Below are 26,031 nucleotides of genomic sequence, written 5' to 3'. Positions count from 1 at the left end.
CCGACGCCGCGCTTCAGGATTTCGGCAGCTTCGGCATGTTCTCGACGAAGCCGTTGAAGCAGGCGAGCCGCTCGTCCTCTTCCTTGGTGAACTTGCAGTCGCCGACCACCTTGGCCTTCATCGCTTTCGGCTTGGCTGCCGGAGGAATGACGGCGTCATAGCAGTTCAGCCGCTCCTTGGTTCCGTCGTCGATGTCCAGGCAGGCCTGGAGCTTGACGGCTGCCGATTGCGGCTTGGCCGGCGCGGCGGCGGCGGTCTTCGTTCCCTTCGGCTTGACCTGCACCAGCGGGCGGTCACCGACCGTCGGCGCGCTCTGGGCCAGCGCAGGGGTGCACAGCAGCACTGCGGCCAAGCTCAACATCATCTTCTTCATGCCATATCTCTCTTGTCCGACCCGTGGGCACGCGAGGACGTCCGCCGATGCTACTCGCCGGCCGAGGCAGAATCCACGCCCCCGGCAGCCCCCCAACGACATCGGCCTTTAATCCGGTCGGACCGGTCTTGCCAAGCGTCAACCCGCTGCTCGGGCCGGAACCGCGATCTGCGCGCGCTGGCGGCTGGCCAGGATCGCCAGCAATGCCAGGGTCAGGAACATCAGGGCGACGTAGCCGGTGGCGCCGAGCAGGTCGCGTGCAAACAGGCTGCCGCCGATCGCGGAGCCGATGGCCTGGCCGATATAGAGCACGGACGTGTTGAGCGACACCGAGGCCGAGGCGAGCGGCGGCGCGGCTGCCACCAGCCGAACCTGCTGCATCGAATTGGTGGACGCAAATCCCAACCCCCAGATCGCGACCGCCACCGCCATCAGGACGTAGGTGCCGGCCGCCAGCGTCCAGGCCGATACGCCGGCGAACATCAGGCAGGTGAACAACAGCGACGTCCGATAGGCCCCCCAGCCATCGACGATCCGGGTTGCGATGATGACGCCGAGAAAGCCGCAGGCGCCGTAGATCGCGAACACCAGCCCGATCTGGTTGGAGTCGGCGCCGGTCAGGCGCTTCAGCAGCGGTCCCATGAAGGTGAAGATCACGAACTGTCCCGACATCTGCAGGGTCGTGACCAGGAGCAGCAGCACCACCAGGCGGTTGCGGCCGAGCTCGGTCCAGGTCTTCAACGCGACCGGCGCGCCCTTCAGGCCGGATGGCAGGCGCCATGTCAGCAGCACGAAGCTGACCGCGCCGGCCGCAGCGACCGCGAGATAGGCGGCCCGCCAACCGGAATGACTGCCGATGAAGGTGATCATGGGCAGCCCCACGGCGGCCGCCAGCGACCAGCCGAGGAAGACATAGGCGATGGTGCTGCCGCGCTTCTCGACCGGGCTGATCAGCGCCGCGGTCCCGGCGGCCTGCGGTGTATAGAGAGCGCCGACCGCGAGCATCACCAGGCGCAGCGCCAGCAGGCTCGCATAGTCCGGTGCAAACGCCGAGGCGAGATTGCCGAGCGTGAGCACCAGGAGTGTCGCCGCCAGCAGACGGCGGCGGTCGAAGCGGCTCGTCAGCCAGGCGGTCAAGGGCGAGCAGATGCAGAGCACTACCGCGCCGAAGGTGATCAGCAGCCCCGCCGTCTGAATTCCGACGGCGAGATCCGAGGCGAGCTCCGGCAGCAGGCCAGCGGGCGCCAGCACCGAGCAGCCAGTGACGAGATTGCCGAGCATGAGCGAGGTCGGCGCAAGGCGCCCGGAAGCGGAAGCGGATGTCATCGCGCCTCAATAGCAGAGAATTTCATGCATTTGCATGAAAATGTCTCATGCCGTCCATGACTTTCTCTCGTCCTCCTCCCTTGTCCTGGCCGCTATTCTCGTCAGCGCGCGGGGGCAGGCTGCGCCGCCGAGGCCTGCGGCGAGGGAATCTGCCTCCAGGGAACCGGCGTGCCCGTCGGACGGACGATAGCCTTGGACGGCGGGCAGCTCTCGGTCAGCATCTTCAGAGCAGATTGCAGGCCTTCGCTGCTCACCGGAAATGTCGAGACATTGCGACGCGCAACATTCAACAGGGAATCGCTCAGCTCGGCAGACGGCATCAAGGACAGCGTTTTCACCTGGCTTGCATTCAGGAACACGCCCCAAGTCTCGCGATCGCCGGACCGCCGCGGCGGCGAAAGGAAATTGAGCCGCAGATCTCCGCTCGTCATCGCCAGCGGAGCCGGCGGCGGGCCGGCCGGCGCGATGCGCTCGACGTCGAGCTCGAAGCGGTCCTGATCGAAGCAGACCATCTGCAAGCGCGTGGTCTGGAACGTGCTCTCACCCTCCTTGCGTGCGAGAATGGTCTTGTAGGCAATCCCACGGCTGGCGGTCTCGAACATCCAGGGGCTTTCGACCCGCTGCCGCCGGTCGAGCGCGAAGCGCGCAATCTCCTCCCGCGTCAGGATGCGCATGCTCTCGAACGGGACGGACCGCGCCACCGTGAGCAGAGCGGGATCCGCGCCGAGCCTGGTGATGTAGTCGAGCACCATCTTGTCGGCCCGCGCCATCGCCTGCTGCATTGCCTGCGCCCGCATCTCGCGGGTCGGGACGCCGCCGGTGAAGTTCAGGATGACGCGCGGCGAATGCACCGCGAGCGTCGCATCCGCTGCGATCTCGCGCGTGGGCGCGCCGAGCAGCAGGTAGGGACAGGCCGAATTACAGATCGCCCCTCGGGTCCAGACCTCGCCGTGCAGCTCGCGCCCGGACAGCTTCAGCTTGGTGCAAGCGTCGCCCTCCTGGGGCTCGAAGCCGCACTCGCGCAAGGTGGTGCGTCCCACCCGCACGGCGGCCTTGCGCTCGCGCAGCATGTCGCCGATGGCGAGCGCCTGCTGCAGATTGCCGCCTGGCGAATTGAAGTAGATCGGCAATCGGCGCTCCCCGATCTGCTTCATGAACTTGCGAAACCGCGCGGCGGCGCTGCCGTCGATCTTGCCTTCGGCGGCGATCCAGCTGTCACAGCCATGTCCGCAGACATCCGAGGAGCCCTTGACGAGCGCGAATGCGATCGGCGTGGAGCCGTCTGCGATCCGCGGCGGCGACGCCCGGCGCACAGCCGGCTTGGACTCCGTGGCGGGCCTGACCGGGGTGGCCGGCCTCGCCTGTGCCGCGGGCTTTGGCTGGGCCGCCGGCCTCGTCATCGTCGGAGCGGCCGCGAGCGGCGACAGGCTCGACAGCACGCACATGATCAGCGCGGCCCCGACATGCGCGCCACCCCGCCGAAAAAGAGAGAGCGGCGCCTCCCCTGCAGACTCCATCGCCAAACGCGTCCCCACGCCCCGAACACTTGAAGTTGTATCATACCGGCCCGCGGCGGCAATCACCGCATCGCCCCGTCGGCCGCAATTGGCCGGTTTTCCCCTCCCTCCCCGGGTTGCAGCCTCCGAATCCCCTGCTATACCCCTTGCTCCCGCTTACCTGCGCTCGTTCGCAGGAGTGAGCTCAAGGAGAGACCCATGCCTGATTCCAAATCGCCCGACGCGAAATCCGCCGCCGACCAGTCCAAGCCCGGCTTCCAATACAGCCTCAGCAACCTGAAGCCCGCCGCCCCGGTCGAGAAGATCACCATCAGCTTCCCCGACGGCGCCCGCCGCGAATATCCCAGAGGCACCACCGGCTTCGACATCGCCAAGGGCATCTCGCCCTCGCTCGCCAAGCGCACCGTCGCGATGGCGCTGAATGGCGACCTCGTCGACCTCATCGATCCCATCACCGAGGACGCCAAGCTCGAGCTCGTCGACCGCGACGACCCGCGCGCGCTGGAGCTGATCCGGCACGACTGCGCGCACGTGCTTGCGGAAGCCGTGCAGGCGCTGTGGCCCGGCACCCAGGTCACGATCGGCCCCGTGATCGAGAACGGCTTCTATTACGATTTCTTCCGCAACGAGCCGTTCACCCCCGAGGACTTCGCCGCGATCGAGAAGAAGATGCGCGAGATCATCGGCCGCGACAAACCCTTCACCAAGGAGGTGTGGGACCGCGAAAAGACCAAGCAGGTGTTCCGCGACAAGGGCGAGGCGTTCAAGGTCGAGCTGGTCGATGCCATTCCCGGCAGCGAGCCGATCAAGATCTACTACCAGGGCGACTGGTTCGACCTGTGCCGCGGCCCGCACATGACCTCGACCGGGAAGATCGGCAACGCCTTCAAGCTGATGAAGGTGGCGGGCGCCTATTGGCGCGGCGATTCCAACAATCCCATGCTGACCCGCATCTACGGCACCGCCTTCGCCAAGCAGGAGCAGCTCGACGCCTATCTGAAGCAGATCGAGGAGGCCGAGAAGCGCGACCACCGCAAGCTCGGCCGCGAGCTCGACCTGTTCCACTTCCAGGAGGAAGGCCCGGGCGTCGTGTTCTGGCATCCGAAAGGCTGGAGCATCTTCCAGGCGCTGATCGCCTACATGCGCCGGCGCCTCGCCGGCGAGTATGACGAGGTGAACGCGCCGCAGATCCTCGACAAGTCGCTGTGGGAGACCTCGGGCCACTGGAACTGGTATCGCGAGAACATGTTCGCGGCGCAGTCCGCCGGCGACGAGGCCGAGGACAAGCGCTGGTTCGCGCTGAAGCCGATGAACTGCCCGGGTCACGTGCAGATCTTCAAGCATGGCCTGAAGAGCTACCGCGACCTGCCGTTGCGGCTCGCGGAGTTCGGCGTCGTGCATCGCTACGAGGCTTCCGGCGCCATGCACGGCCTGATGCGCGTGCGCGGCTTCACCCAGGACGACGCGCACATCTTCTGCACGGAAGATCAGCTCGCCGAGGAGTGCCTGAAGATCAACGACCTCATCCTGTCGACCTACTCGGATTTCGGCTTCGAGGGCGAGCTGACGGTGAAGCTGTCGACCCGGCCGGACAAGCGCGTCGGGACCGACGAGATGTGGGATCACGCCGAGCGCGTGATGGCGACCGTGCTGAATGAGATCAAGGCGCAGAGCAACCACATCAAGACCGAGATCAATCCGGGCGAAGGCGCGTTCTACGGGCCGAAGTTCGAATACGTGCTGCGCGACGCCATCGGCCGCGACTGGCAGTGCGGCACCACGCAGGTCGACTTCAACCTGCCGGAGCGGTTCGGCGCGTTCTACATCGACGCCGACGGCGCCAAGAAGGCGCCGGTGATGGTACACCGCGCGATCTGCGGCTCGATGGAGCGCTACATCGGCATCCTGATCGAGCACTACGCCGGCAGCTTCCCGCTGTGGCTGGCGCCGACCCAGGTCGTCGTCACCACCATCACCTCGGAGGGCGACGAATATGCCAAGCAGGTGCTGGCGGCGCTGCGGCGGGCGGGACTGCGGGCCGAGATCGATCTGCGCAACGAGAAGATCAACTACAAGGTCCGCGAGCATTCGCTGCAGAAGATCCCGGCTTTGCTCGTCGTCGGCAAGAAGGAGGCCGAGACGCATTCGGTCTCGGTCCGCCGGCTCGGCCGCGACGGCCAGACCGTGATGCCGACGGCGGACGCCATCGCGGCGCTGGTCGACGAGGCGACGCCGCCCGACGTGCGGCGCCGCCAGCGCGAGGCGGCCTGAGGTCAGCCTATCCCCGCATAAGCGGGCCGACACGCGGGAACGGTATTCCCGCATGTCGCTTGCGTTGACCCGATCAACACGTTCCCTCGCCGTCATTGCGAGCGCAGCGAAGCAATCCAATGTCTTTCCACAGGGACAGTCTGGATTGCTTTGCTGCGCTTGCAATGACGCGGGGATAGATCTTGCGCCCGCATGGGCCGGCTGTCGCGAGCGGCTACGCTGACAGAGTGGCAACGACATCAACGGAATCTCCGTCTTTGCCCGCCGCCTGCAGCGCTACCTCGGCGCATTCGGCCATGTAGAGAAACATCGTCGCGAGCATCCGCTCGATCGCCTCGCGGCCGCGCGGCAGGATGGTGATGGCGTCGGTGCCGCGGGCGAGCAGGCCCTTCTCTTCCGCATCGCGCAGCAGTGTCAGCACATGCTTGCGCGACACCGAGAAGCGCGTCGCCAGGGCGTTGATGGAGAGCGGCACGGGTTCATCCGGCGGGAACGGCTGCTCGGGCCCTGCGCCCTGGGCCAGGCTGAACAGGATCACCATGCCGGCTGTGCGCTCGGCAAACGGCTCCAGCTCGGGCGCGCCGTCGAGGACGCGCAGGCCGGCGATGAAGCGGCGGCCGAGCTCGAGCACGAAGGTCTTCACGAAGGCCGGATCGTTCAGCGCCGTCCGATAGACCACGGCGGCCGGAAGTACCGCGCTCATCGCGTCGAACTGCACGCCCCAGCGCTCCCGATGCAGCGCGATCAGCTTGTCGGTCGGCACCAGCGGACGCCGGCGACGGTCGAGATTGGCGGCGGACGCGACCAGCCCGGCCGCGCGCATCAGCGCCAGCATCGCCTCGCAGCGGCCGCCACTGCACAGATCGAGTCTGGCGCACATCTCCTTCATGGCGCCGACGGTCAGGCCGAGCTCGCCGTCGCGCTGCTCGGCGAAATGCAGGTACAGCGCGACATGCGGAAACAGCGCCCTCGCCCGATCGCTCAGCAACGCATTGAGGATGCGGTCGCCACGGTAGAGCCGGACCGCGGCTGCGGTCGAGGCTCGCATCGCCGCGGCGAAGCCGGGCGCGCCGCGCAGCCGCAGTACGGCATCAGGTGAAGGTGTCAGCGCTGTCATTCCCACTGCAAGGCTGGTGCCCGGCCGGCCGCGAGCTGCGGTCGCCAGCGTCATCTTTTTACCGATCCACCCCAACTTCCACAATTGCCGGCGCCAGGCCGGGCTGCGGACCGATGGCCGCAGCCCGTACGACCGACGCCGCCGCACCAGGCGAAAGATGGCCGGCTTCACGTCACGGCTGCACGCCGGCTCGAGCAAAGGGTCCGCCTGCGGCCGCGGCAGCACGCGGTAGAACCGATCAAAACGCCGTGCCGTGATCTCGTTGCGGGCGGGGGCGCATGCTATCTGTCGCGGATGCAACCAACGAGACCTGACGACGTGACCGACGCGATTGAACTCCTGAAGACCCGCCGCTCCGTAAAGCCGCGCGAGATGAGCGGTCCCGGCCCCTCGCCCGCCGAGCTCGACACCATCCTGACCATCGGCGCCCGCGTGCCGGACCATGGCAAGCTCGCGCCGTGGCGCTTCATCGTGTTCGAGGGCGACGGCCGCCGCCGCGCCGGCGAAGTCATTGCATCCGCCTTCGCCAGGAAGAACCCGCAGGCGACCGCTGCCGAGCTGGAGGTGGAGAAGAACCGCTTCATGGAAGCGCCGCTGGTGATCGGTCTCGTCAGCTTCACCCGGCCGCATCCCAAGGTGCCGGCCTATGAGCAGGAGCTGTCGGCCGGCGCCAGCGCGATGAACATCCTGACCGCGGCCACCGCGCTCGGCTATGGCGGCTGCTGGCTGTCCGGCTGGTTCATGTTCGACCGCGACGTGATGGACGGGCTCGGCCTGAAGCCGGAGGAGAAGCTCGCAGGTCTCATTCATATCGGCAAGCCGACCAAGCCGAGCGAGGACCGCCCGCGCCCGGCGCTGGCGGACATCGTGACGCGGTTCTGAGCGCGACAATCTCCGCTGTCGTCCCTGCGAACGCATGCGAACGCAGGGACCCATAACCACCGGCGGCAGTCGCGACACAAGCTCGTTCGACACCATCCGTCACCACATCTTCCTGGGGTTATGGATCCCGGATCGGCGCGCGCCTACGGCGCGCTTGTCCGGGACGACGGTTGAGGGTGTGGCGGCCGTCATCCCATCACGCCGCCTTGGACGATCGCCCACCGAACTGCGCCAATAGCCCCGCGATCTCCGAGGCCGGCTTGGCGGCGCTGAACAGATAGCCCTGGACCTGGTTGCAGCCTTCGGCGCGCAGCCAGTCGAGCTGATCCGATGTCTCGACGCCCTCGGCGGTGGTGATGATGTTGAGACTCCTGCCGAGGCCGGAGATGGCGCGGACGATGGCGAGGCAGTCGGAGCGCTGCGCGAGGTCCTTCACGAAGGAGCGGTCGATCTTGATCTTATCGAACGGGAAGCTGCGGAGATAGCTGAGGCTGGAATAGCCGGTGCCGAAATCGTCCATCGAGATGCGGATGCCGAGCTGGCGCAGCTGATGCAGCGTCGCCAGATTGGCCTCGGTCTCCGCCAGCAGGATCGACTCGGTGATCTCGAGCTCGAGCCGCTCCGGCGCCAGCGCCGACTGTGCCAGCGCCTGCACCACGACCTGCACCAGATTGCGGCTGCGGAACTGCACCGCCGACAGGTTCACCGCCACCTTGATGCCATCGGGCCATCGCGCCGCCTCGTGACAGGCCTCGCGCAGCACCCATTCGCCGAGCGGCACGATCAGTCCAATGTCTTCGGCCACGGGGATGAAGTCGGCCGGCGAGATCATGCCCTTGTCGGGATGGCGCCAGCGCAGCAGGCATTCGAAGCCGGAGATCGCGCCGGTCGCGACGTCGACCAGCGGCTGGTAGTGCAGCTCGAATTCGCCCTGCGCGAAGGCGCGGCGCAGATCGTGCTCCATGTCGCGGCGCTTCTGCGCCTGGCGGTCCATCTCCTTTTCGAAGAACCGATGCACGCGGCCGCCGTCCTGCTTGGCGCGGTACAGCGCCATGTCGGCGTTCTTCATCAGTTCCTCGCAGCTCGCGCCGTCGCCCGGCGACAGCGCGATGCCGATGGAGGCACCGATCACGAGCTCATTGCCGTCGATGTCATAGGGAGCGCTGAGCGCCGCGATCAGACGCGCGGCGCTCTCGCTGGCGTCATCGGCGCCGCCCTGACGGATGATCACCGCGAACTCGTCACCGCCGAGCCGCGCCGCCAGCTTGCCGCCATGCATCTGCTGCGTCAGGCGGCCCGCGACCGCCTGCAGCAGCCGGTCGCCCATCGGATGGCCGAAGGAATCGTTGACGGTCTTGAACAGGTCGAGGTCGATGCACATCACCGCGATGCGCCTGTCCGCCGACAAGGCGCCGTCGAGCTCCTGCGTGAGGCGCTGCTGGAAGAATTCGCGGTTCGGCAGGCCGGTCAGCCCGTCATGGTGCGCCATGTAGGCGATGCGCGCCTCGGCGCGGCGGCGCTCGGTGATGTCGACGATCGCGACCAGCACGCCGTCGCGGCCATCGAAGCTGATCTCGCGGCCATAGGTCAGCACCTCGATCTCGCTGCCATCAGCCTTGCGATGGCGCCAGTCGCGGTGAAACAGATCGCCGTCGGCGAGCCGCAACAGCGCGTCATCGAGGCTTTCCCATTCGCCCGGCGGCCAGAGATCCCAGACGTTCATGCACAGGAGATCGGCCCGGCCGTAGCCATAGTGCCCGACCATCGCGTCGTTGACGTTGAGGATCTGCGCGGTCTTGGCGTCGAGGATGCACATCGGCACCGGATTGGCGTCGAACAGCAGCCGGAACGAGGCCTCGCGCCGCTTCAGCGCGGTCACATCGGCAATGGTCAATGAGATGATGTCGCCGAAGGCGTGGGCGCCGAGCCTGAGACTGCGCGCTTCGCTGTCGAGCTCGAACTGGTCGCTTCGCCCGTGCGTGACCACGTCGAACAGCCGCGCCATCACCTCGGGCGTACACAACATGTTGCCGCCCTGCTTCAGCCGATGCCATTGCAGCGTCGCCGACGGCAGCCTGAGCAGGTCGGCGGCCGCGCGATTGTGATGGACAACCTGGAAATCGCAGGGCATGCCGACGCTGTCGCGGATGGTCGCGAGCGAGACGACGCCGTCATCGGTCGTCGAGAAGATCGCGTCGAGCAGATTGTACTGCGTGGCACGCTCGTTGACGTAGGTCCCGACCAGCGTGCTGCCCCACCGCGAATTGGTCGGCAACGCCAGGACATCATAGCTGCGGACCATGCCGTCGCGCACGCAATGCGCACAAGCGAGATAGGGCTGGCCGCTGGCGAGCGCGCAATTGGCGGCCTCCACCAGCACGGTGGCGCAATCCGGCGACACGGCCTCGACCGCGACGTCCCAGCGTTCGTCCTGCAGCCATTGCTGGACGTAGCGGCCGCTGCGCGAAATCTGCAGGCCGCCGTCCTCGTTGTTGAGCACCGCGATGTGATCGGCGAGACGGCCGAGGCTGCCCAGCATGACGTCCTCGTAGCGCGGCAGGCGCTGCCCCGGCTTCAACGCGGCCTGCCATTTGCGCCTGAGCACCGGGATGTCGTCAAAGAGATCGCTGCTGATCGTTGTCAACGCCTTGGTCGTCGCGGCACTCATCATTCCCACTCGATCGCCCACCCTGTCGGTCCCGGCGGTATCTGAAGCAGACGCGGCTTTAACGAGCTGTAAATGCATTGGCTTCGCGCATGGCGCGCAGCGATTGTGACAGTTTTAAGTGGTTCCATGGTTATCGCGCATTAGCGACTGTGACAGCGTCGCTTCACGTTCATCGCCGCTGTCCCAACGAGAGGGAGATACGGCACGGATGCGGATGTGACTGCGCGATCTCGCGACACGATCTGCCCGAGTTTTGCTGATCGAACCGCCCTCTTCAAACAGAGGGCGCAGGGAGAGCCGGACCTCGACTGAGGCCCGTGGCCCGCCTGCGAAAAAAATGCAGGCGGCAGGTACCACAGGTCAGCCGGAAACCCGGCCCTCCCTGCGCGATGGCTTTAACGGCTGCTTCGCGTTCTCCCTGGTGCGCCGGGCTTTCTGGCCACCATCCCCACGTGAAGCCAGAGCTTCGACGTGAGTTGATATCAGCATCGGGATATCAGGACCGCGCGACTTGACCGTGCGCAGCGGATCGTTCGTCGGCGCGAGCAACCCCGCGCTGCAATCCACCACGCCCACCGCTCCCCGCCTCGCGTCTCGTGACGACCGCGATACGCCCCTCATCTCGAGGCGGGATGCGCGGAAAGATCCACCTGATTTGCCCGACGGCGCAAGGACTAATAACTGCGACAAAGTAACCCGACGGGCAAAATAATGAGTTCGGTTGGCAGAAAGCCGTAGGGTGGGCAAAGGGCGCTGCCGTGACCTCTCCACGCATACGATCGCAGTTGACGCCGTGCCCACCATCTTCCTGTTGCGTGCGCGGATCGACGGTGGGCACGCTGCCGCCTACGGCGGCTGCTTTGCCCACCCTACGGCTCATGCGACAAAGTAACTCGACGGGCAGACGTCGCGAGTTTAGCGAGTCGTGTCGCGCACCACTGCTTCGACGATCACCCCGTCGTCCCGGCCTTGAGCGGGGACCCATAGCCACCGGCCGCGGCGAGGCGGGCCGCTGACAGCTACGTCCCCCGATAGCATCCGCGGTATGGGTCCCGGCGTTCGCCGGGACGACACCGTTGGTGGAACGCGATCCTGCAAAAACTCTGCGCTCGCATCACTCCTGCTCCAGACGAATGCCTGCGTCGCTGAGCGCCTCCATGAGCCGCTCGATGTCCTCGGATGCGACGGTGTTGCCTGGACAGATCTCATTCAGCTCGTCGAACGTGATCCATCCCTTACGCTCACCGATCGCGATGGCATGGCGGATGATGTCGGATATCTGCATGCGGCTCTCCCCGGAGATGGGTTCTCATCAATAGCGGGGAGAGTCGGTTTGCCCCTGCAGGCTTTCGCGCGTCCTACCGCGCCAGCACCTCGACCTCGCCGTCGACGCCGTTGACGACGCTGAAGGAGCGCTCGAACACCTTGCCTTCGTTCTTGGCGATGGCGCGGTAGTCGCCTTCGGACAGCACGACCTTGGGGAAGGCGCCGATCGATTCCTTGATCACGTCGCCGCCGGGGTTGATGACCGACCAGGCGGTGTTGGCGAGCGCCTCGCCGCCCTTGTCGGAGACGAGCTTCAAGGTGATGACCGCGGCACGGTGCGTCACCGTGACGTCGGTGAGCTTGCCGGCCTGGACGCGGATGTCGGAGCGCACCACCGAGTTCGCGTCGCCATAGTTGGAGACGATGTAATAGGTGCCCTCCGGCAGCATCAGCATGTCGCCGGCGGCGACGTTCGGCACCAGCGGCGCCCGCTCGCGGCCGTCGAACTGGCTGCCCTTGTAGATGGCGAACGAGATCTGGTTCTGCGGGATCTTGCTGGTGCCGACCCTGCCCTCGAGGCGCAGGCCGCCGGCCGGCAGCACGAAGGATTCGCGATCGGTCTCCGTCTTCAGGTTCACCGACCTGACCGCGCTGACGAGGCCGAGCGCGACATGCACGACATAGGTGCCGGGCGGCAGCACGATGTTCGGCGTCGGGCCGCGATCCTCGCGCAGCATCTTGAAGGCGCCAGATTCGTCCGGCCGGTCGGCGAACACGCGCCAGACCAGACCGCCATTGATGTTCGGCAGGTCCTTGCCGAACCGCGCCGACAGCGACAGCACGCCCTGATTGGGAAGCGCGGCAGGCGGAGCGGCCACCGGCGGGATCGCGGCCGGCGCGCCGGGGGGGATCGCGGCGACCGGGGGTCCCGGCAGCGCCTGCGGGGCCGGCGGCGGAATGGGCCCGGCGGCGGGGCCGGAGGGGGGCGCCAGGCTGACCGCCGCGCCGGGATCGGGCACCGAGGCCGGCGGAACCGGCGGTGGCCGGTCGCCGAACAGTTGCGCCGCGGCCGGCGACATCACGAAACCGGTCAGCGGGCACGACAAGGCGAGCACAAGCCATAGCCGCCCGCTGCGCCGGAATCTGGTGAACCCGCGACCTGTCGTCATCGTCCTGCTTTTGACCGAAAACGCGGCAAATTCAAGCCTCTACTCTACCGTCCCTGAGGAACCGCGCGAACGGCGCGCGACTTGGTCGCATTCTCCGGCGCCTGAGCGCCCGCGGCGCGCAGTCTGCCCGGCGGAGCGTTCAAATCAGCGGCATCCGGCACTCCCGTCGACCCGGCATAAAGGATGCTTCTGGTAGGCTGGTGCTAGGCTGTCATGCGTCATGAGTCCGTTGCCGACTCGTTGCACACAGTATGCGTAGGCGTGGAGATCTCGGTGCTGGATATTCTGAAAGGACGCCGTGCGAGCGGAACCGAAGGTTCCGATGTCGGTCTCGGGACGATCCGCAAGCCGGTGATCGGGCTGGCGCTGGGTGGCGGCGCGGCGCGCGGCTTTGCCCATATCGGCGTCATCCGGACCCTGATGGCCCACGGCATCGTGCCCGACGTCGTGGTCGGCACCTCGATCGGCGCCGTGGTCGGCGGCGCCTATGCGGCCGGCCAGCTCGATACCCTGGAGGAATGGGCGCGCAGCCTGCAGATGCGCAACATCCTCGGCTATCTCGACATCCGCCTCAATGGCTCCGGCCTGATCGGCGGCGAGAAGCTCGCCGCCCAGCTCGAAGCATCGCTCGGCCGCGTCACCATCGAGGAGCTGCCGATGAAGGTCGCGACGGTGGCAACCGAGATTCGCACAGGGCACGAGATCTGGCTGACCCATGGCAGCCTGGTCGATGCGATGCGCGCCTCCTATGCCCTGCCCGGCATCTTCGCGCCGGTCCTGATCGGCGACCGCTGGCTGGTCGACGGCGCGATGGTCAATCCGGTGCCGGTGTCGGCGGCGCGGGCGCTCGGCGCCGAGATCGTGATCGCCGCCAACCTGTCGAGCGACGTGTTCACGCATTCGACGACGATCTACGCGCATGGCCAGCCGGTCCAGGTGCCGGAGACGGTGATGGAAAGCACACCGCCGAAGCGGCGCTTCCGCAGGCTGTTCTCGCCGGAGCGCGCGGTGAAACGGCAGTTCTTCGGCGAAGGCGGCCGGCCGGGCATCTCGTCGGTGATGGTCGACGCCTTCAACATCATGCAGGACCGCATCACCCGTGCGCGCCTCGCCGGCGATCCGCCGGACCTGCTGATCTCGCCGCGCGTCGGCCAGATCGGCTGGTTCGACTTCCATCGCGCGGCCGACCTCATCGCGTTCGGCACAAGGGCGGCCGAACGTGCGCTGGATTCAATCCAGGAGGCGATCGGCGCAGTCACGCCGACCGGCGGCGGAGCGACTACGCCGTCTTGATATACTGGCGGAGCGCTTCCTGCTCGGTCTCGTATTCCTGGACGCGCCACTTCACGACGTCGCCGATCGAGATCAGGCCGACCACGCCGCCCCCCTCGATCACCGGCAGATGGCGGAACTTGCCGTTGGTCATCATCTCCATGATCGAGGCGACCGTATCCGCCGGCTTGCAGCTCACCACCCGCCGCGTCATCACGTTCGACACCGGCTCGGTCAGCGCCGCGGCGCCGCGCTCGCCGAGCGCGCGGACGATGTCGCGTTCCGAGAGGATGCCCTCCATCCGGCTGCCCGACATCACCAGCACCGCGCCGATCTTGCGCTCGGCGAGCCGCTTGGCAGCCTCGGCGAGTGTGGTCTGGGACTCGACGCTCTCGACCTGGTGGCCCTTGATGTCGAGGATCGCACGTACTGTCATTGCTCGTCTCCTTGAAAGGCCGGTGCGCCTTCTTGAACGAGGCGTCGTTGCGGCCGATGCTTCCAGCGATCGTCAGTCAAGCGAGTCTTCAATCAACAGTCTGGCAGCGCAACCGATCCAACGCATCCGGCTCGACCGCGTCTGATCCAACGCAGCGGATCGCGTTGTGGTTGCAACGCCCTTCGCAGGCCTGCCGCATGGCACAAAAGGGCCTGCTTTCGTTCGCCCGGAATCGTGTCCCGGTTGTGGTGGACGCAAATGATGAATGAAATCACCCGCGCTCGCAAGCGCAGGATCGCGGCAACTAATGGTCGGCCGCGTCGGACGGCAACGCAGGCGCAGCATCGTCACGCACATGCGGGATGGGATCGAACAGCGCAAACAGGATCAGTCCGGCGATGAATCCGCCGATATGAGCCTGCCATGCGACATCGGCGCCCTCGGCGCCGGGCGTGATGCCGCCGATGCCGAACACGATGTTGACGCCGAACCACACCGCCAGGAAGCCGAGCACCCGCGGATTGCGCAGCGCACGCGTCAGCGACAGCGCAGGCACCCTGGCCGCCGCATCGGCATCGCCGCGGGTGAACGACAGGAAGCTGCCGCTCACGAAGGCAAAGCGCATCGCCGCCGCCATGGTGCCGGACACGGAGGCCGAGGCGCCGATCATCGGCGCCAGCGCGTGCTCATGGGTGAGCAGATGAGCCAGCGCACCGGCCGCCGCCGTCACCGCCAGGAACAGATAGAACCTGAGCGCTCCGAAGCGGCGCGCGAGCGCGCTGCCGAACGGCAGCAGCCACAGCACGTTGAAGCCGATATGCGCCAGATTGGCGTGCAGCAGCGAGTAGCTGAAAAAGGTCCAGATCTTTGCCGGCGTGCCGCCGGGAAACGCCCCGTCCATCAGGGTCTGGTCGTATCGTTTCGGGACAAAGGCGAACAGGTCGATGATCCCTGCGTTCCACTCGTCCGGCAGCAGCACGCGCAGATGGATCACCGCGATCAGCAGGATGTAGGCGGTCAGTGCGCCCGGCAGATTGAGGATCGGCTCCCGCGCCTGCTGGAGCGGCGGATCCTGCGTGAGGTCTGACGAGGAGGAATCCAACGGAACGCACGCCTTCGACGAGAGGAACAGATCCGTCAGATAGGCGGCTTTGGCCGGCCTGCGCAAGCGCACGGCGGCAGAGTTGATGTGTGGGGCGGAGGCAGCGGAGGCGAAAGGGCGACGGATCCGCCAAAAGAACGAGGGAGGGTCCTGAGAAGACCCTCCCTCCGAGACTTGCCGGCCTTTGCCGCGTCCGGAGCGCCCGGGTTGTTGTCCCCACCCCCGCCCCGTCGCGACGACCAGACTTGTTTGACGCCGCCTGCGTGTACCTCACCGTATCGCGGCGGACCTTGCACCGTCCGGCCGCGATCTGATGAATGCATTGTTAACGATCGCCGGGACGCCGCCAAGCTCATCGTTAATTTAACCTTAACGCGCGGAAGGCCGGGGTAAAGCCGGCACGATCGCACCATCGGCATGGACGCTGCACCACCCCTCCTGCGAAAATCAACCAGGGAGGCGCCTGGACGAAAGCGGGACAGCAATGTCCCCCGTGACGTCGAGGGCGCGAGGGGTTACCGAGATGAAACATCCGTCCAATCGCGAGCTCTTCGCCTATTGGAACGACAGGCGCGGCCATGCCAAGGCGCCGGAGCGCTGCGACTTCGAGCCGTCGGCCGTGCGCGAGCTGCTGGGCGACATCTTCGTCCTGTCCTGCGATGCCGACAGCGGCTTTCCGTTCCGCATGGCCGGCACGCGGCTGTGCGCCCTGCTCGGCGGCGACGTCAAGGACAGGAGCTTTCCGGCGCAGTTCGCGCCGGCCAGCCGCCGCGAGATCGAGGAGATCACGGCGGTGGTCTGCGAAGAGACGCTGCCGGCGATCGCCGGCGTGACGGCGCAGGCGCCGGATCGCACGACCGCGCATTTCGAGCTGCTGCTGCTGCCGTTCGCGACCCGCGCGCATGAACCGATCAGCCTGACCGGCCTGCTCGCCCCGTTCGAGACGCCAAGGGGCGCGCTCGGCCCGCTGGAGATGGTGTCATGGCGCTACATCCATCCGCCGGTCGAGCCGATCGTGCCGCGCGCGCTGCGCAAGCTCGCGCTCGCCCGCGGCCTGATGGTGTATGAGGGCCTGCGCTGACGTCCTGCAGATCCGTATCCCGTAAGCCTCGTCGGGGTCCCAGCTCTCTCCCCGTCATTGCGAGCGCATCATCCGGACAAGGCCCGGAATGACGGAGAGAGCCGTCATCAGCGGCAATGCTCGTCTTGCGCGAACAAGATGAACGCCTGCGGTGCTGCGATAACGCTGAATTAACCGTGCAGGACTTAGTTTCAACACTGGATCATCCGGCACGCTAAGAGCCGGCTTTGAGTGGCGAAACATGGCGTTGCCGAACAAAAAACTCTCTCTTCCGGCCGCCGAGGAGCGCCGCCGTTTCCAGCGGGTCAAGGTCCACCTGCTCGGCCGCTACATGCTGCCCGACCGGCGCGAGTTTCCCTGCCAGGTGATCAACATGTCGCCGGGCGGGCTGGCGCTGCTCGCACCAGGCATCGGCAATGTCGGCGACCGCGTGATCGCCTATCTCGACCATATCGGCCGCGTCGAGGGCAAGATCACCCGCATCATCGACAACGGCTTCGCGATGACGATCGGCGCCACCGCGCGCAAGCGCGACAAGCTCGCCGCGCAGCTGACCTGGCTCGCCAACCGCGACATCCTCAACCTGCCGGAGGATCGCCGCCACGACCGTATCATTCCGCGCAACCCGATCGCGGTGCTGACGCTCGAGGACGGCACCAAGATGACCTGCCGCATCATCGACATGTCGCTGTCGGGCGCGGCGATTGCGGCGGAGACCAGGCCGCCGCTGAAATCGCAGGTCATGCTCGGCCGCGTCCAGGCGCGCGTGGTGCGAAATCTCGAAGGCGGCTTCGCGATCGAGTTCATGCACGCCCAGCTCGCCGAAACGCTCGAAGACAGCGTTACCGCGCGGTAAAGCCGCAAGCCTCTGAAATCCCGCAACTTCACGGAGCACACGGCGTCCGCCACCACGGGCGCCGTGTGGCGTTCGGCCATCGCACAGGCAGTCCAGCGCAGTTAATGGTTGGCGGGAAAAGCGCACGGGACCCTGCAACGGCAGCGGTTCCCGGCTTAATGCAGCGCATTCGATTCAACCGCGAATGATTCAAATTTTAGCTAGATTCGATTCAAGTGAAAGTCGAATAAGCCCTTTGTTTTACTTGGATTTGCGTCAAATCCATCGTGGCGATTTAGCGGCAGCGAAAAATCTTTGTGAGACACATGGTCCCAACGAAAACGGGGGGCCAAAATGGTCAAGCGGACGGGACAGGCAACAGGGTGGGCGGTCGCAGCCTTCCTGATGGCGATGGGCGGGGTGGCGCATGCCGGTGATGACCGGGTGCTCTATGCGAGCCTGGGCGACACCGCACGGGCGCCGATCGGCTGGGTCGAGTTCTGCACCGAGACCCCCGAGGAATGCCGCGGCGGCGCGTCGCAGCCCCGCGACATCGTGCTGTCCCAGACCGCCTGGCGCGATCTGCTAAAGGTCAATCGCTGGGTCAACGAGAACGTCAAGCCGATCACCGACATGGACCATTGGGGCGTGGTCGAGAAATGGTCGCTGCCGACGGACGGCTACGGCGACTGCGAGGATTACGTGCTGTTGAAGCGCAAGCTGCTGATCGATGCCGGCTGGCCCCGCGAGGCGCTGCTGATCACGGTGGTGCGCGACAAGAAGGGTGAAGGACATGCCGTCCTCACCGTGAAGACCGACAAGGGCGAGTACGTGCTCGACAATCAGAACGAGAGCGTCGTCGCCTGGACCGAAACCGGCTACCGCTTCGTCAAGCGGCAGTCGCAGAGCGACCCGAACGTGTGGGTCTCGCTCGGCGACGGTCGCCCGGCAGTGGCCACCGCCAGCGCCAGATAGCGCTGAAACAGAGGCGAACAGGAATTCGAGTTACGCGACCCGGTCACATCCCCACCCCTCCCCGTCCCAGACCGGTTCGCGCGCGGCCAGGCCTCCCCCAAGGCCTGGCCGCAACTTTTTGAGCCAGCCGGAATTCACGAAGATCGCTTGAGCTCCACCGCTTTGGCAGCACCATCCCGGTCTCGTTCGCCGATCCATCCGTCCCTTCGGCTGCTCGAGCCAGGCCCGACCGATATGATCGCGCAATTGCTCGAATCCGCGCGCAAGGCGCAAGCCCATCGCTATGCTCGCATTTTCGAGGAGTTGGCGGCTCCGCTGGAGGCGCCCCGGTCTGGAGGCTCGCGGCGATCCCGACCGTCCCGGCTCCATCACTTGCCAGGAAGCGCGGAGGCTTCGGCCGGCAATGGACCATTGGTCAAGCAGGTCTGCGGCAGCCGGTCGAACGCGCGAACAAATTCCGACGAGAACCGCTTCGCGCTGTCAAATGACAGATGCACCTCGTCGACGAAGGTGAGATCGTCGCCGGTGTCCGCGTCGATATACATGGCTCCGATCGTCTCGGCGAGTTGGCTGGTCGGATCCGGCTTTGGCCAGATTTCGGTCGTCGGCATCGGGACCAGGACGACACAGTCGGCAGGCATGCCAATTCGCTTCAAGAAGGTGTTCGCCTCGATCGCCGCGAGCGGCACATTGACCTGAAAGTCCCGCAACCGATCCCGACGAACCCGCGGGCGCTGGCGATCCGCCATAAGCGAATCCCGCCAGAGAAAATAGCCATCCACTGACGATCTGAAGGCCGTCGGCGCAATTTCGCAGTCGATAAGCCGAAATTTGCATAGGGCTGGCTGGGCCCACATCTCCCCCTTCTTGACCAGAGCCCGCCCGAGCTCCCATCGATCATGCATCGCGGCCAGGGCGGGCTCGCTCACACGGTCGTTGAAATAGGGGTCGACGCCAATCACCAGCACACGCGGGCGCAGATGGTGCTTCACTGCAAGCGCAGAGAAGAACGCCTGCTGGTCCTCATAGCTGAATCCGAGATTGAACTGCCGCAGACCGCGTGCGGCAAAATACGACCGCACTTCAGCCGTGCTGAAAGCAAACATCGTGCGGCTCGATCCAGTAAAGACCACGTCGGCTGCCTTCAGGTTGGCAAGCGCCCTGCGCTCGATCCCGAACCAAAACGCAGCATGCTCGAAGTCTCCAAACCGGCGCGCACTGCACGAGCTGATGAACTGATCACGCTCCGGCGCCGGCTTGCATCCGACGATCGAGATACCCCTGCCGCTATATGCGATCGGAGCTGCCAGGCAGCCCGATAAGATGACCATGGCAATATAGATTAACAACCAAAGCTTGTGCCTCATCACGCACGCACGCGCCCCCCCGGGCCGACCAGAACAACGGTTATAGAATACCACATGCGTTCGCCATCGCGCGCAATAAAATCGACCTCAGATCGAATTCTGAGTTTGAAGTTAGACGTCTTGCCGCCGGTCGCGGACGGTGAGAGGCACGGCATCGCTTCGCGTGAGGCCGTCTCGATGCGCAACTTTTTTTGGCCTTGCTTTGACGATATGTCGCCGGCGGGGCGCGGCACCGGCCGGCCAACCTTGTTTTCCCTCGACCGTCGGGTTTAGGTTGTCGGCATGATGATGATCCTGCGAAGCGCGACCTTGCTGGCCGCGGCCCTGACCCTGGCGAACTGCTGCATGTCCGGCACCGGCTGCTCGGGACCGCTGGCCTCGGCCGGCACACCTGCAGCCGCGCCGGCGATGGTCGCTACGCCCGCCGTGATTACCGCGCAGCCGACGAGCGCTGCGGCCGACTGGGACGGCCGTGTCGCCACCTCCGACGCCGACACCGAGATGGTGACGGAGCCGGACATCGGCACGCCGCGCAAAAACGGCAAGCGCCGTGGCGACTCGCGGGTCGACGTGATGTCCTCGCAATCGAGCTCTGGTTATCGCGACCGGATGAGCTGGGAGGAGGAACAGGCGGCCGACCTCGCCGACGAGGCTCGCCTCAAGCAGAAGCTCACGATCTGCCGGAACTGCAGCGCAACGCAGTAAGCATTTGTCCGTCCGCAGTTTTCGGCTGGTCGCGACCGCGACCTGGAACCGCTGCGACCGCGCGATTTCGGGCTTGCAGGCCTCGCTTTTGTCGGATTTCCTAATCAAACCTTGACGACTTGGTTCGTTCGCCAGATGCACGATTTGCGGGCTCGGCGGACAGCGTTCTCTGCTCGAGTTTTTCGCCTCTCCCAGTTTTCGGGAGGAGCATCCGAAGCTTTTTCAATTTGGGTGGTTTCGTGATGAATCCGGTGACGCGCGACACCAGACGCTACCCCGAGAAGCTCAGCCCGAGCCCCGTCAAGGGCGCCCAGCCGATCGCGCTCGCCGCCGCGACGCTCGTGGTGCTGGTCGCGGGCATCGGCGGCATCATGTTGTGGCGTGCCTATGGCGGCGCGCCGGAGGCCGAGCGCGGCGCGGTGACGCGGCAGTTGCAGGCGCGCACGGTGCAGGCATCCGAGCAATTGGTGGAGAAGACCAAGGGCCTGGAGGCCACCCAGCAGGAATCGATCGATCAGTTGCAGATGATGCAGGAGCAACTGCAGAGCATGCGCCGCCTGCTCGCGGCCCAGCAGGCCGACACCAAGCGGCTGTCGGATCAGGTCTCGACCCTGAAGGACTCCATCGATGGCCTGCGCCAGTCCTTCGCCAGCACGCAGAGCTCGGAGCAGGCCGCGCCTGCTCCGCGCAACCGCAGCATCCGCGACCGCGCCCATGCCAGCCGCAGCGGCCATCGGCATCGTCGCAACCGATCCTGAGACGCCCGGTTCTGACGCCTGCTCGTAGAATTCCTGCCGAATTTTCCCGGGACCCTGTGAAGTGCTTCACAGATTGAAACCGGGAGTCACGCCATCCTGCCTGCACCGGATGGCGAGCCAATTTCAGGATGGCACAGGGCCAATTTCAATATCCGGGGCTGGCAAGGTCGTTGGCGCCATACTGCGCCGACGGCCTTGTTCTTTGTGGCGGCGCGTTCGACCGCCCGGAACGAATCCGACGACCGCGGCTCTCCGGCTGGTGACTTGCTTTTCCCAGCCAATTCTCGGCTCAATGCGCCCTGAAGACGCAGAGGAGCCCCCATGTCCGCCGATCCAGCACTGACGTCCGATGTCATCGGGCTGACCACAGTCGCCCCCTTCTCACGCCGCGGCTTCATGACAGCGTCCGCTGCCGTGACGGCCGGCTACACGCTGGCTGCCGGCCCGGTGCGGGCCGAGGTCGTTACCACCGACACCAATGGCCTGAATGCCGGAGATGCGAAGATCAAGGTCGGCGACCGCGACATGCCGGCCTATTTCGCGCGCCCCGCCAGCGCCAGCAATCCACCCGTCGTGCTGGTCGCGATGGAGATCTTCGGCCTGCATCAGTACATCAAGGACGTGACGCGTCGTCTCGCCAAGCTCGGCGCGCTCGCCGTGGCGCCGGACTACTACTTCCGCAGCGGGACCGACCTCACCAAGATCACCGAGATCAAGGACCTGCTGCCGATCGTGAATGCCAAGCCCGACGCGGAGCTGCTGTCGGACCTCGACGCCACCGTGGCCTGGGCCAAGTCGCAGGGCGGCGACACCTCGCGTCTCGGCATCGTCGGCTTCTGCCGCGGCGGCCGCAACGTGTGGGAGTATGCGGCGCATAGTTCGGCGCTGAAGGCGGGCGTTGCGTTCTACGGCCCGCTGATCGACCCGCCCAATCCCGCCTGGCCGAAGAGCCCGACGCAGCTTGCGCCGGAGATGAAGGCGCCCGTGCTCGGCCTCTACGGCGAAGCCGACACTGGCATTCCCGTCGCCAGCGTCGAGGCCATGAAGGCCGCGCTCGCCGCCAACAAGAAGACCGCCGAGTTCAAGATCTATCCGGGCGCGCCGCATGGCTTCCACGCCGACTATCGCCCCAGCTATCGCAAGGACGCCGCGGAGGACGGCTGGGCGCAGATGCAGGCGTGGTTCAAGAAATATGGCGTGCTGAGCTGACAGCCGCGGCCCGGGGCGAGCGAACACGGAAGACTGCCCCGCGAGACTTCCCGCAAGTCGCTTGCCGGCTGTCGCTTGCGCTCGGGCGCCGGACCGGCGGCTGTTAGCGCGGCCGACGATCGTCGCGACGAATCTTCGCCAGCTGCCTGCCGCCCTGCTCGAGCTCCCAGGCCATCCAGACCAGCGCAGCGCCCAGGCTGACGACGACGCCCATGAAGACAAACGTGAGTTCAGGGGATGTGAGTGTGTTCATCATGCCTGGATCCCATGCAAGCGTTGCGCCAGCTACTTCTCCGTCGCCGCTCCGCCGATCGGAGCGGCAACAAATGGTCACGAGATGTCGTTAAGGCGAAGTGACCGGATCGGCCGGCCGCCTCGCCCAAACTTCATTCACACACCTCGACGTTGCGATAGCGCCAGCCGTGCGCTGTCCGCACACGCTTGCGCGCGACGTAGCAGCCGCCGAGATCCTCGTAGGTGTACGGGTAGTAGTAGGGATAGCCTCCGTATCCGTAGTAGCCGGGATAGCCAAAACCGAAGCCGAACCCGAGTCCGAAACCCGGGCCAAAGCCATGATGGCCGAAGCCATGATGGAAACCGCCCGGCCCGTGCGCCGACGCGATGCCCGGCATCATTGCCGCCGCAATCACGGCACCCGCCAACAATCCCATCAATCTCTTGCGCATCGATCCGTCTCCAAATTCAACCGGCATGAGAGCGTCAGTGTACTCCGGTGCTCCCAGCCGGAAGTCTCTAAGCCGGATTTGGAACGGCGCGCGGGCAAACCCGCTCACATCTGCGCGATCTCGATGTCGTTGCGTGACGTCTGGAGCGGCGGGCAACATTCAGCAACCGCGACAGATGCTCTTCACCTTCCGGTCGACCGTGTTGTTCTCCTGCTGAATCTGCACATCGGTCGCATCACCGGTACGGTTCGGGCCTGTTGCTGCGGTCCCTCCGTCTCCTCCACGACCCATGCCGGTCGTGACAGCGGAATTGCTCGCCCCCGCCCCGCTCGCGCCGGAGCCGGACGATTGCGCCGTGCCCAGGCTGTTAGTCCCGTTGGCACCTGCCGCGCCCGGTTGCGATGACTGTGAGGGATTGCTGCCGCTTCCGGCGGTCCCGGTCGTGCCGGTGCCGGCGGCTCCCGCGCTCGGCGCGCCGCCGGCGCTCGCTCCACCGCCAGCGCCGCCCGCACCGCCGCCACCGCCTTGCGCGAACACCGCAGTGGCCGTGCCGAGGCCTGCAATCACGATCAAAGTGCTCAATGAAAACCTGGCCATGGGACCGTCTCCCTTTACACTTCAACCCGACCGGACGGACCGCGTTCCGGAACGAATGTTGATCGGAGAGGATTGATGGGGCGAGGAGAGCAAGGAGCCGTGCGCAAGCTGATCGCCTTCGACGAGGACACGTTCGACAAGCTCAAGCAGCTGGGCCGCGATCAGATGCTGAGTCTGCAGGACCTCGCCGACGAGGCGTTCATGGACCTGTTGGAAAAGCACGGCGTACCGGCGGATCTGAAGGACGCGCTGCGCAAGAGCGCTGCGGAGGATGGCAATGGCGCAGGCAAGCCTGCGCGCAAACGGAAGAACGAGCCCGACGACAAATCCAGAAACCAGTCGAAGCACAAACCGAAACAGAGGAGCAGGACATCAGCATGAGCACCGACCCCGATCCGTTTGAACAGGGCGAGCGCGCCGCGCGCGAGAACATTCCGGCCGAGGCCAATCCCTATCAGGACGGCAGCGAACAGCATGCGCTGTGGGCGAGCGGCCACGAACGTGTCGCCAGCGCAGCGGAGGCAGGCGAATCCGAAGGGACGTGAGGAATCTCCGACAGCTCCATCGGCCGTGATGTCAGCCGATCTTCTTCAGACCCTTGGTGTAGCGCGGTCCCTTGGCGACATAGGCCTTGGCCGCGATGCCCATGCGCTCGACCTGCGCCGGCTCCAGCGTGCGAACGACACGCGCGGGCGCACCGATGATCAGCGCGTATTCCGGAAAATCCTTTCCCTCGGTGATGATGGCGCCGGCGCCGACGACGCTGCCACGGCGGATGTGCGCGCCGTTCATGATGATCGAGCCCATGCCGATCAGGGCGTCATCCTCGACCGTGCAGCCGTGCAGAATGACGTTGTGGCCGACGGTGACGTTGCGACCGACGCGCAGCGGAAAGCCGGGATCGACGTGACAGGTGGCGTTGTCCTGGATGTTGGAGCTCTCGCCAATCTCGATCCAGTCATTGTCGCCGCGGATCACCGCGCCGAACCAGACCGTGACCTCCTTGGCGAGCTTCACCCGGCCGATCACGGTGGCATTGTCGGCAATGTAGTAGTTGCCGTCCGCCGGCAGCTCGGGCGCCTGCCCGTCGAGTTCGTAGATGGCCATCGAGGTCTCCCGTTCGCAGGCGACCTTGGCACAGGCTCCGGAGCGATTTCAAGCAAACGCCGCGGCGGCGCCCGGCACGGGAACTAGGCCAGCACGCCCGCGGCGCGCAGCGTCATCACCACGAAGGTGCCGCACATCATGCTCCAGAAGCCGGCGATCACGGTCGCCAGCATCACGAACTCGAAGCGACGGCGCTCGATGCGGGCACCGCGCAGCGTGTTGCGCATGATGATGAAAGGCGCGGCGAACACCAGGAATGGCACCGCGGCGAACCGCCGGGGCGTGACGCCCTCCTGCAGCAGCTCGAAGCCCGGCGGACGTTCGGCATAGGCCTGGTAGCCGCTTGCCAAGGCGCCGGCCAAGGCAAAACCGATGAGGAGCGAGAACAGGGAATTGAACGCCTCTGCCGACATCGTACGCACTCACACTCTTGCAGAACTGCCCGATGCTGGTTTGGCAAAAAGCGACCGCACCCGCCACATTATCCTTAAGGAAGGGTTAATGGCGGCCGCGGCCGGTGCGCGGCCCCTTGCAGGTAAGTTTCTGCAGATCGCCGCATCGCCGTGGCATAGTCGGCGCTGATTCGGTCCTTGAGATCCCCTGCCCGCCATGACGATGTTTTCGGTCCGCAGTGCCCGCCCTTCGAACGGACATGGCAACGCCGTGCCGATCATCCTGGGCTGCGTGCTGACGGCGGCCGCAGTCGCCCTCGTCGCCTACCTGCTTTGGCCCACCTGGCGCGCCAGCACCTTCAAGGGGCCCGAACGCCTGCCGGTCAGCATCGGCGGCACCGTGTTCAACGTGCCGGCGGCCGCCATCCGGGTGAAGATCCAGCGCCATACGGGGCCGCAGGAGCGCGTCGATCTCGGCTTCGAATATCCCTCGCTCACCCCGCCTGAGGCGCTGCATCACGTCAGCGCCGACCAGATCGATCAGGCGCCGCACCCGATCGATCGCATCTTCGTCTCGATATCGGCACATCACGACGCGATGTCGCCGGAGACGCGACTGAAGACGATCTATCCGCGCTATCTCAATCCAGCTGCCGTGCCGGTGCAGGACGGATTGAGCATGCGAAGCTTCCGCGCGGGCACAGCGTACGACATGGAGGATCTGTTCACGGCCGAGCAGCCTGTGCTGGTCGCCCGCTGCACGCGTGATGCCGCCACGCCGGGCATGTGCCTCAGCGAACGCCGCGTCGAAGGCGCGGATCTGACCTTCAGGTTTCCGCGCGGCTGGCTGTCACAGTGGCAGGACGTCGCCGCGGCCATGGAGCGGCTGACGGCGCAGATGCATGCGGTGAAGTAGTTGG

At 65.9% G+C, this 26,031-nt stretch carries 27 protein-coding genes; 12 read left to right on the top strand and 15 right to left on the bottom strand.

Features of this window, described 5'->3' with window-relative positions; all coding sequences use genetic code 11:
- Nucleotides 1–13: 13 nt before the first annotated feature.
- The 3 genes from ACQR1H_RS02865 to ACQR1H_RS02855 form a co-directional block, all read right to left on the bottom strand.
- On the bottom strand, nucleotides 14–373 hold the full coding sequence (locus ACQR1H_RS02865; protein ID WP_434907080.1) for a hypothetical protein: 360 nt from the start codon (nucleotides 371–373) through the stop codon (nucleotides 14–16).
- 138 nt (nucleotides 374–511) lie between these two features.
- Nucleotides 512–1,699: an MFS transporter gene (locus ACQR1H_RS02860; RefSeq protein ID WP_434907079.1), complete on the bottom strand. Its 1,188-nt coding sequence runs from the start codon at nucleotides 1,697–1,699 to the stop codon at nucleotides 512–514.
- Nucleotides 1,700–1,800: 101 nt separating this feature from the next.
- Nucleotides 1,801–3,216: a hypothetical protein gene (locus tag ACQR1H_RS02855; RefSeq protein WP_409997879.1), complete on the bottom strand. Its 1,416-nt coding sequence runs from the start codon at nucleotides 3,214–3,216 to the stop codon at nucleotides 1,801–1,803.
- 198 nt (nucleotides 3,217–3,414) lie between these two features.
- Here ACQR1H_RS02855 and thrS point away from each other — a divergent pair, with 198 nt between their 5' ends.
- On the top strand, nucleotides 3,415–5,487 hold the full coding sequence (gene thrS, locus ACQR1H_RS02850) for a threonine--tRNA ligase (protein WP_409997880.1): 2,073 nt from the start codon (nucleotides 3,415–3,417) through the stop codon (nucleotides 5,485–5,487).
- Nucleotides 5,488–5,701: 214 nt separating this feature from the next.
- On the opposite strand, the gene ACQR1H_RS02845 is transcribed toward thrS, so the two are convergent.
- Nucleotides 5,702–6,610: a hypothetical protein gene (locus tag ACQR1H_RS02845; RefSeq protein WP_434907180.1), complete on the bottom strand. Its 909-nt coding sequence runs from the start codon at nucleotides 6,608–6,610 to the stop codon at nucleotides 5,702–5,704.
- 312 nt (nucleotides 6,611–6,922) lie between these two features.
- On the opposite strand from ACQR1H_RS02845, the gene ACQR1H_RS02840 reads away from it, so the two are divergent.
- Nucleotides 6,923–7,486 (top strand): nitroreductase family protein, encoded by a 564-nt coding sequence (locus tag ACQR1H_RS02840; RefSeq protein WP_315801054.1) that lies wholly within the window; start codon nucleotides 6,923–6,925, stop codon nucleotides 7,484–7,486.
- Between the two features lie 196 nt (nucleotides 7,487–7,682).
- Here ACQR1H_RS02840 and ACQR1H_RS02835 read toward each other — a convergent pair whose 3' ends face one another.
- From ACQR1H_RS02835 to ACQR1H_RS02825, 3 genes are all read right to left on the bottom strand, one after another.
- A complete protein-coding gene (locus tag ACQR1H_RS02835; RefSeq protein ID WP_316177001.1) occupies nucleotides 7,683–10,154 on the bottom strand; it encodes a putative bifunctional diguanylate cyclase/phosphodiesterase in 2,472 nt (823 codons plus the stop codon).
- A 1,114-nt stretch (nucleotides 10,155–11,268) separates the two neighbouring features.
- Entirely contained in the window at nucleotides 11,269–11,439 is a 171-nt protein-coding gene (locus ACQR1H_RS02830; protein WP_315801056.1) for an RNA polymerase sigma factor region1.1 domain-containing protein, read from the bottom strand.
- Nucleotides 11,440–11,512: 73 nt separating this feature from the next.
- Nucleotides 11,513–12,589: a hypothetical protein gene (locus ACQR1H_RS02825; RefSeq protein ID WP_315801057.1), complete on the bottom strand. Its 1,077-nt coding sequence runs from the start codon at nucleotides 12,587–12,589 to the stop codon at nucleotides 11,513–11,515.
- A 273-nt stretch (nucleotides 12,590–12,862) separates the two neighbouring features.
- Between ACQR1H_RS02825 and ACQR1H_RS02820 the strand changes: the two genes are divergently transcribed.
- Nucleotides 12,863–13,882, top strand: coding sequence for a patatin-like phospholipase family protein (locus ACQR1H_RS02820; RefSeq protein WP_434838383.1), 1,020 nt, complete (start codon nucleotides 12,863–12,865; stop codon nucleotides 13,880–13,882).
- Here the strand turns inward: ACQR1H_RS02820 and ACQR1H_RS02815 are convergent.
- Together ACQR1H_RS02815 and ACQR1H_RS02810 are read right to left on the bottom strand one after the other, a co-directional pair.
- Nucleotides 13,869–14,297: a CBS domain-containing protein gene (locus tag ACQR1H_RS02815; protein ID WP_315801059.1), complete on the bottom strand. Its 429-nt coding sequence runs from the start codon at nucleotides 14,295–14,297 to the stop codon at nucleotides 13,869–13,871. The two genes, ACQR1H_RS02820 and ACQR1H_RS02815, sit on opposite strands and share 14 nt — an antisense overlap.
- Before the next feature lie 304 nt (nucleotides 14,298–14,601).
- Complete coding sequence (locus ACQR1H_RS02810) at nucleotides 14,602–15,399, bottom strand: rhomboid family intramembrane serine protease (protein WP_434890699.1); 798 nt, start codon at nucleotides 15,397–15,399, stop codon at nucleotides 14,602–14,604.
- A 523-nt stretch (nucleotides 15,400–15,922) separates the two neighbouring features.
- Here ACQR1H_RS02810 and ACQR1H_RS02805 point away from each other — a divergent pair.
- From ACQR1H_RS02805 to ACQR1H_RS02795, 3 genes are all read left to right on the top strand, one after another.
- On the top strand, nucleotides 15,923–16,480 hold the full coding sequence (locus ACQR1H_RS02805) for a PAS domain-containing protein (protein ID WP_316176996.1): 558 nt from the start codon (nucleotides 15,923–15,925) through the stop codon (nucleotides 16,478–16,480).
- A gap of 241 nt (nucleotides 16,481–16,721) precedes the next feature.
- Entirely contained in the window at nucleotides 16,722–17,336 is a 615-nt protein-coding gene (locus ACQR1H_RS02800; RefSeq protein WP_315801062.1) for a PilZ domain-containing protein, read from the top strand.
- A 333-nt stretch (nucleotides 17,337–17,669) separates the two neighbouring features.
- Nucleotides 17,670–18,290: a transglutaminase-like cysteine peptidase gene (locus tag ACQR1H_RS02795; RefSeq protein ID WP_434895355.1), complete on the top strand. Its 621-nt coding sequence runs from the start codon at nucleotides 17,670–17,672 to the stop codon at nucleotides 18,288–18,290.
- A 368-nt stretch (nucleotides 18,291–18,658) separates the two neighbouring features.
- Here the strand turns inward: ACQR1H_RS02795 and ACQR1H_RS02790 are convergent, their stop codons facing one another.
- Entirely contained in the window at nucleotides 18,659–19,657 is a 999-nt protein-coding gene (locus ACQR1H_RS02790; RefSeq protein ID WP_434907078.1) for a hypothetical protein, read from the bottom strand.
- A 282-nt stretch (nucleotides 19,658–19,939) separates the two neighbouring features.
- Here ACQR1H_RS02790 and ACQR1H_RS02785 point away from each other — a divergent pair, with 282 nt between their 5' ends.
- The 3 genes from ACQR1H_RS02785 (at nucleotide 19,940) to ACQR1H_RS02775 (ending at nucleotide 22,329) form a co-directional block, all read left to right on the top strand.
- A complete protein-coding gene (locus ACQR1H_RS02785; protein WP_434907077.1) occupies nucleotides 19,940–20,362 on the top strand; it encodes a hypothetical protein in 423 nt (140 codons plus the stop codon).
- 242 nt (nucleotides 20,363–20,604) lie between these two features.
- A complete protein-coding gene (locus ACQR1H_RS02780; RefSeq protein ID WP_434880668.1) occupies nucleotides 20,605–21,120 on the top strand; it encodes a hypothetical protein in 516 nt (171 codons plus the stop codon).
- A 396-nt stretch (nucleotides 21,121–21,516) separates the two neighbouring features.
- Nucleotides 21,517–22,329: a dienelactone hydrolase family protein gene (locus ACQR1H_RS02775; RefSeq protein ID WP_410051410.1), complete on the top strand. Its 813-nt coding sequence runs from the start codon at nucleotides 21,517–21,519 to the stop codon at nucleotides 22,327–22,329.
- Between the two features lie 103 nt (nucleotides 22,330–22,432).
- Here the strand turns inward: ACQR1H_RS02775 and ACQR1H_RS02770 are convergent, their stop codons facing one another.
- The 3 genes from ACQR1H_RS02770 to ACQR1H_RS02760 form a co-directional block, all read right to left on the bottom strand.
- Nucleotides 22,433–22,585: a hypothetical protein gene (locus ACQR1H_RS02770; protein WP_315801393.1), complete on the bottom strand. Its 153-nt coding sequence runs from the start codon at nucleotides 22,583–22,585 to the stop codon at nucleotides 22,433–22,435.
- A 130-nt stretch (nucleotides 22,586–22,715) separates the two neighbouring features.
- On the bottom strand, nucleotides 22,716–23,015 hold the full coding sequence (locus ACQR1H_RS02765; RefSeq protein WP_434907076.1) for a hypothetical protein: 300 nt from the start codon (nucleotides 23,013–23,015) through the stop codon (nucleotides 22,716–22,718).
- Between the two features lie 159 nt (nucleotides 23,016–23,174).
- Complete coding sequence (locus ACQR1H_RS02760; protein ID WP_434892399.1) at nucleotides 23,175–23,612, bottom strand: hypothetical protein; 438 nt, start codon at nucleotides 23,610–23,612, stop codon at nucleotides 23,175–23,177.
- 75 nt (nucleotides 23,613–23,687) lie between these two features.
- Between ACQR1H_RS02760 and ACQR1H_RS02755 the strand changes: the two genes are divergently transcribed.
- Together ACQR1H_RS02755 and ACQR1H_RS02750 are read left to right on the top strand one after the other, a co-directional pair.
- Entirely contained in the window at nucleotides 23,688–23,993 is a 306-nt protein-coding gene (locus ACQR1H_RS02755) for a hypothetical protein (protein WP_434907075.1), read from the top strand.
- Nucleotides 23,990–24,157, top strand: a complete 168-nt coding sequence (locus ACQR1H_RS02750) for a hypothetical protein (protein ID WP_315801071.1) — start codon at nucleotides 23,990–23,992, stop codon at nucleotides 24,155–24,157. The genes ACQR1H_RS02755 and ACQR1H_RS02750 overlap by 4 nt, the downstream gene beginning before the upstream one ends.
- Nucleotides 24,158–24,188: 31 nt before the next feature.
- Here ACQR1H_RS02750 and ACQR1H_RS02745 read toward each other — a convergent pair whose 3' ends face one another.
- The gene (locus ACQR1H_RS02745; RefSeq protein WP_315801072.1) at nucleotides 24,189–24,719 is read right to left on the bottom strand and encodes a gamma carbonic anhydrase family protein; all 531 of its coding nucleotides are present in this window, start codon (nucleotides 24,717–24,719) and stop codon (nucleotides 24,189–24,191) included.
- An 83-nt stretch (nucleotides 24,720–24,802) separates the two neighbouring features.
- A complete protein-coding gene (locus ACQR1H_RS02740; protein WP_009027540.1) occupies nucleotides 24,803–25,132 on the bottom strand; it encodes a DUF6949 family protein in 330 nt (109 codons plus the stop codon).
- Nucleotides 25,133–25,328: 196 nt separating this feature from the next.
- Here ACQR1H_RS02740 and ACQR1H_RS02735 point away from each other — a divergent pair, with 196 nt between their 5' ends.
- Nucleotides 25,329–26,027: a hypothetical protein gene (locus ACQR1H_RS02735; protein ID WP_434907074.1), complete on the top strand. Its 699-nt coding sequence runs from the start codon at nucleotides 25,329–25,331 to the stop codon at nucleotides 26,025–26,027.
- Nucleotides 26,028–26,031: the final 4 nt, after the last annotated feature.

The sequence above is a fragment of the Bradyrhizobium sp. HKCCYLRH2015 genome, from assembly GCF_051168215.1.
Classification (GTDB): Bacteria; Pseudomonadota; Alphaproteobacteria; order Rhizobiales; family Xanthobacteraceae; genus Bradyrhizobium.
Note: the sequence above shows the minus strand (reverse complement) of the source record. Positions and strands in the feature narration are given on the sequence as shown.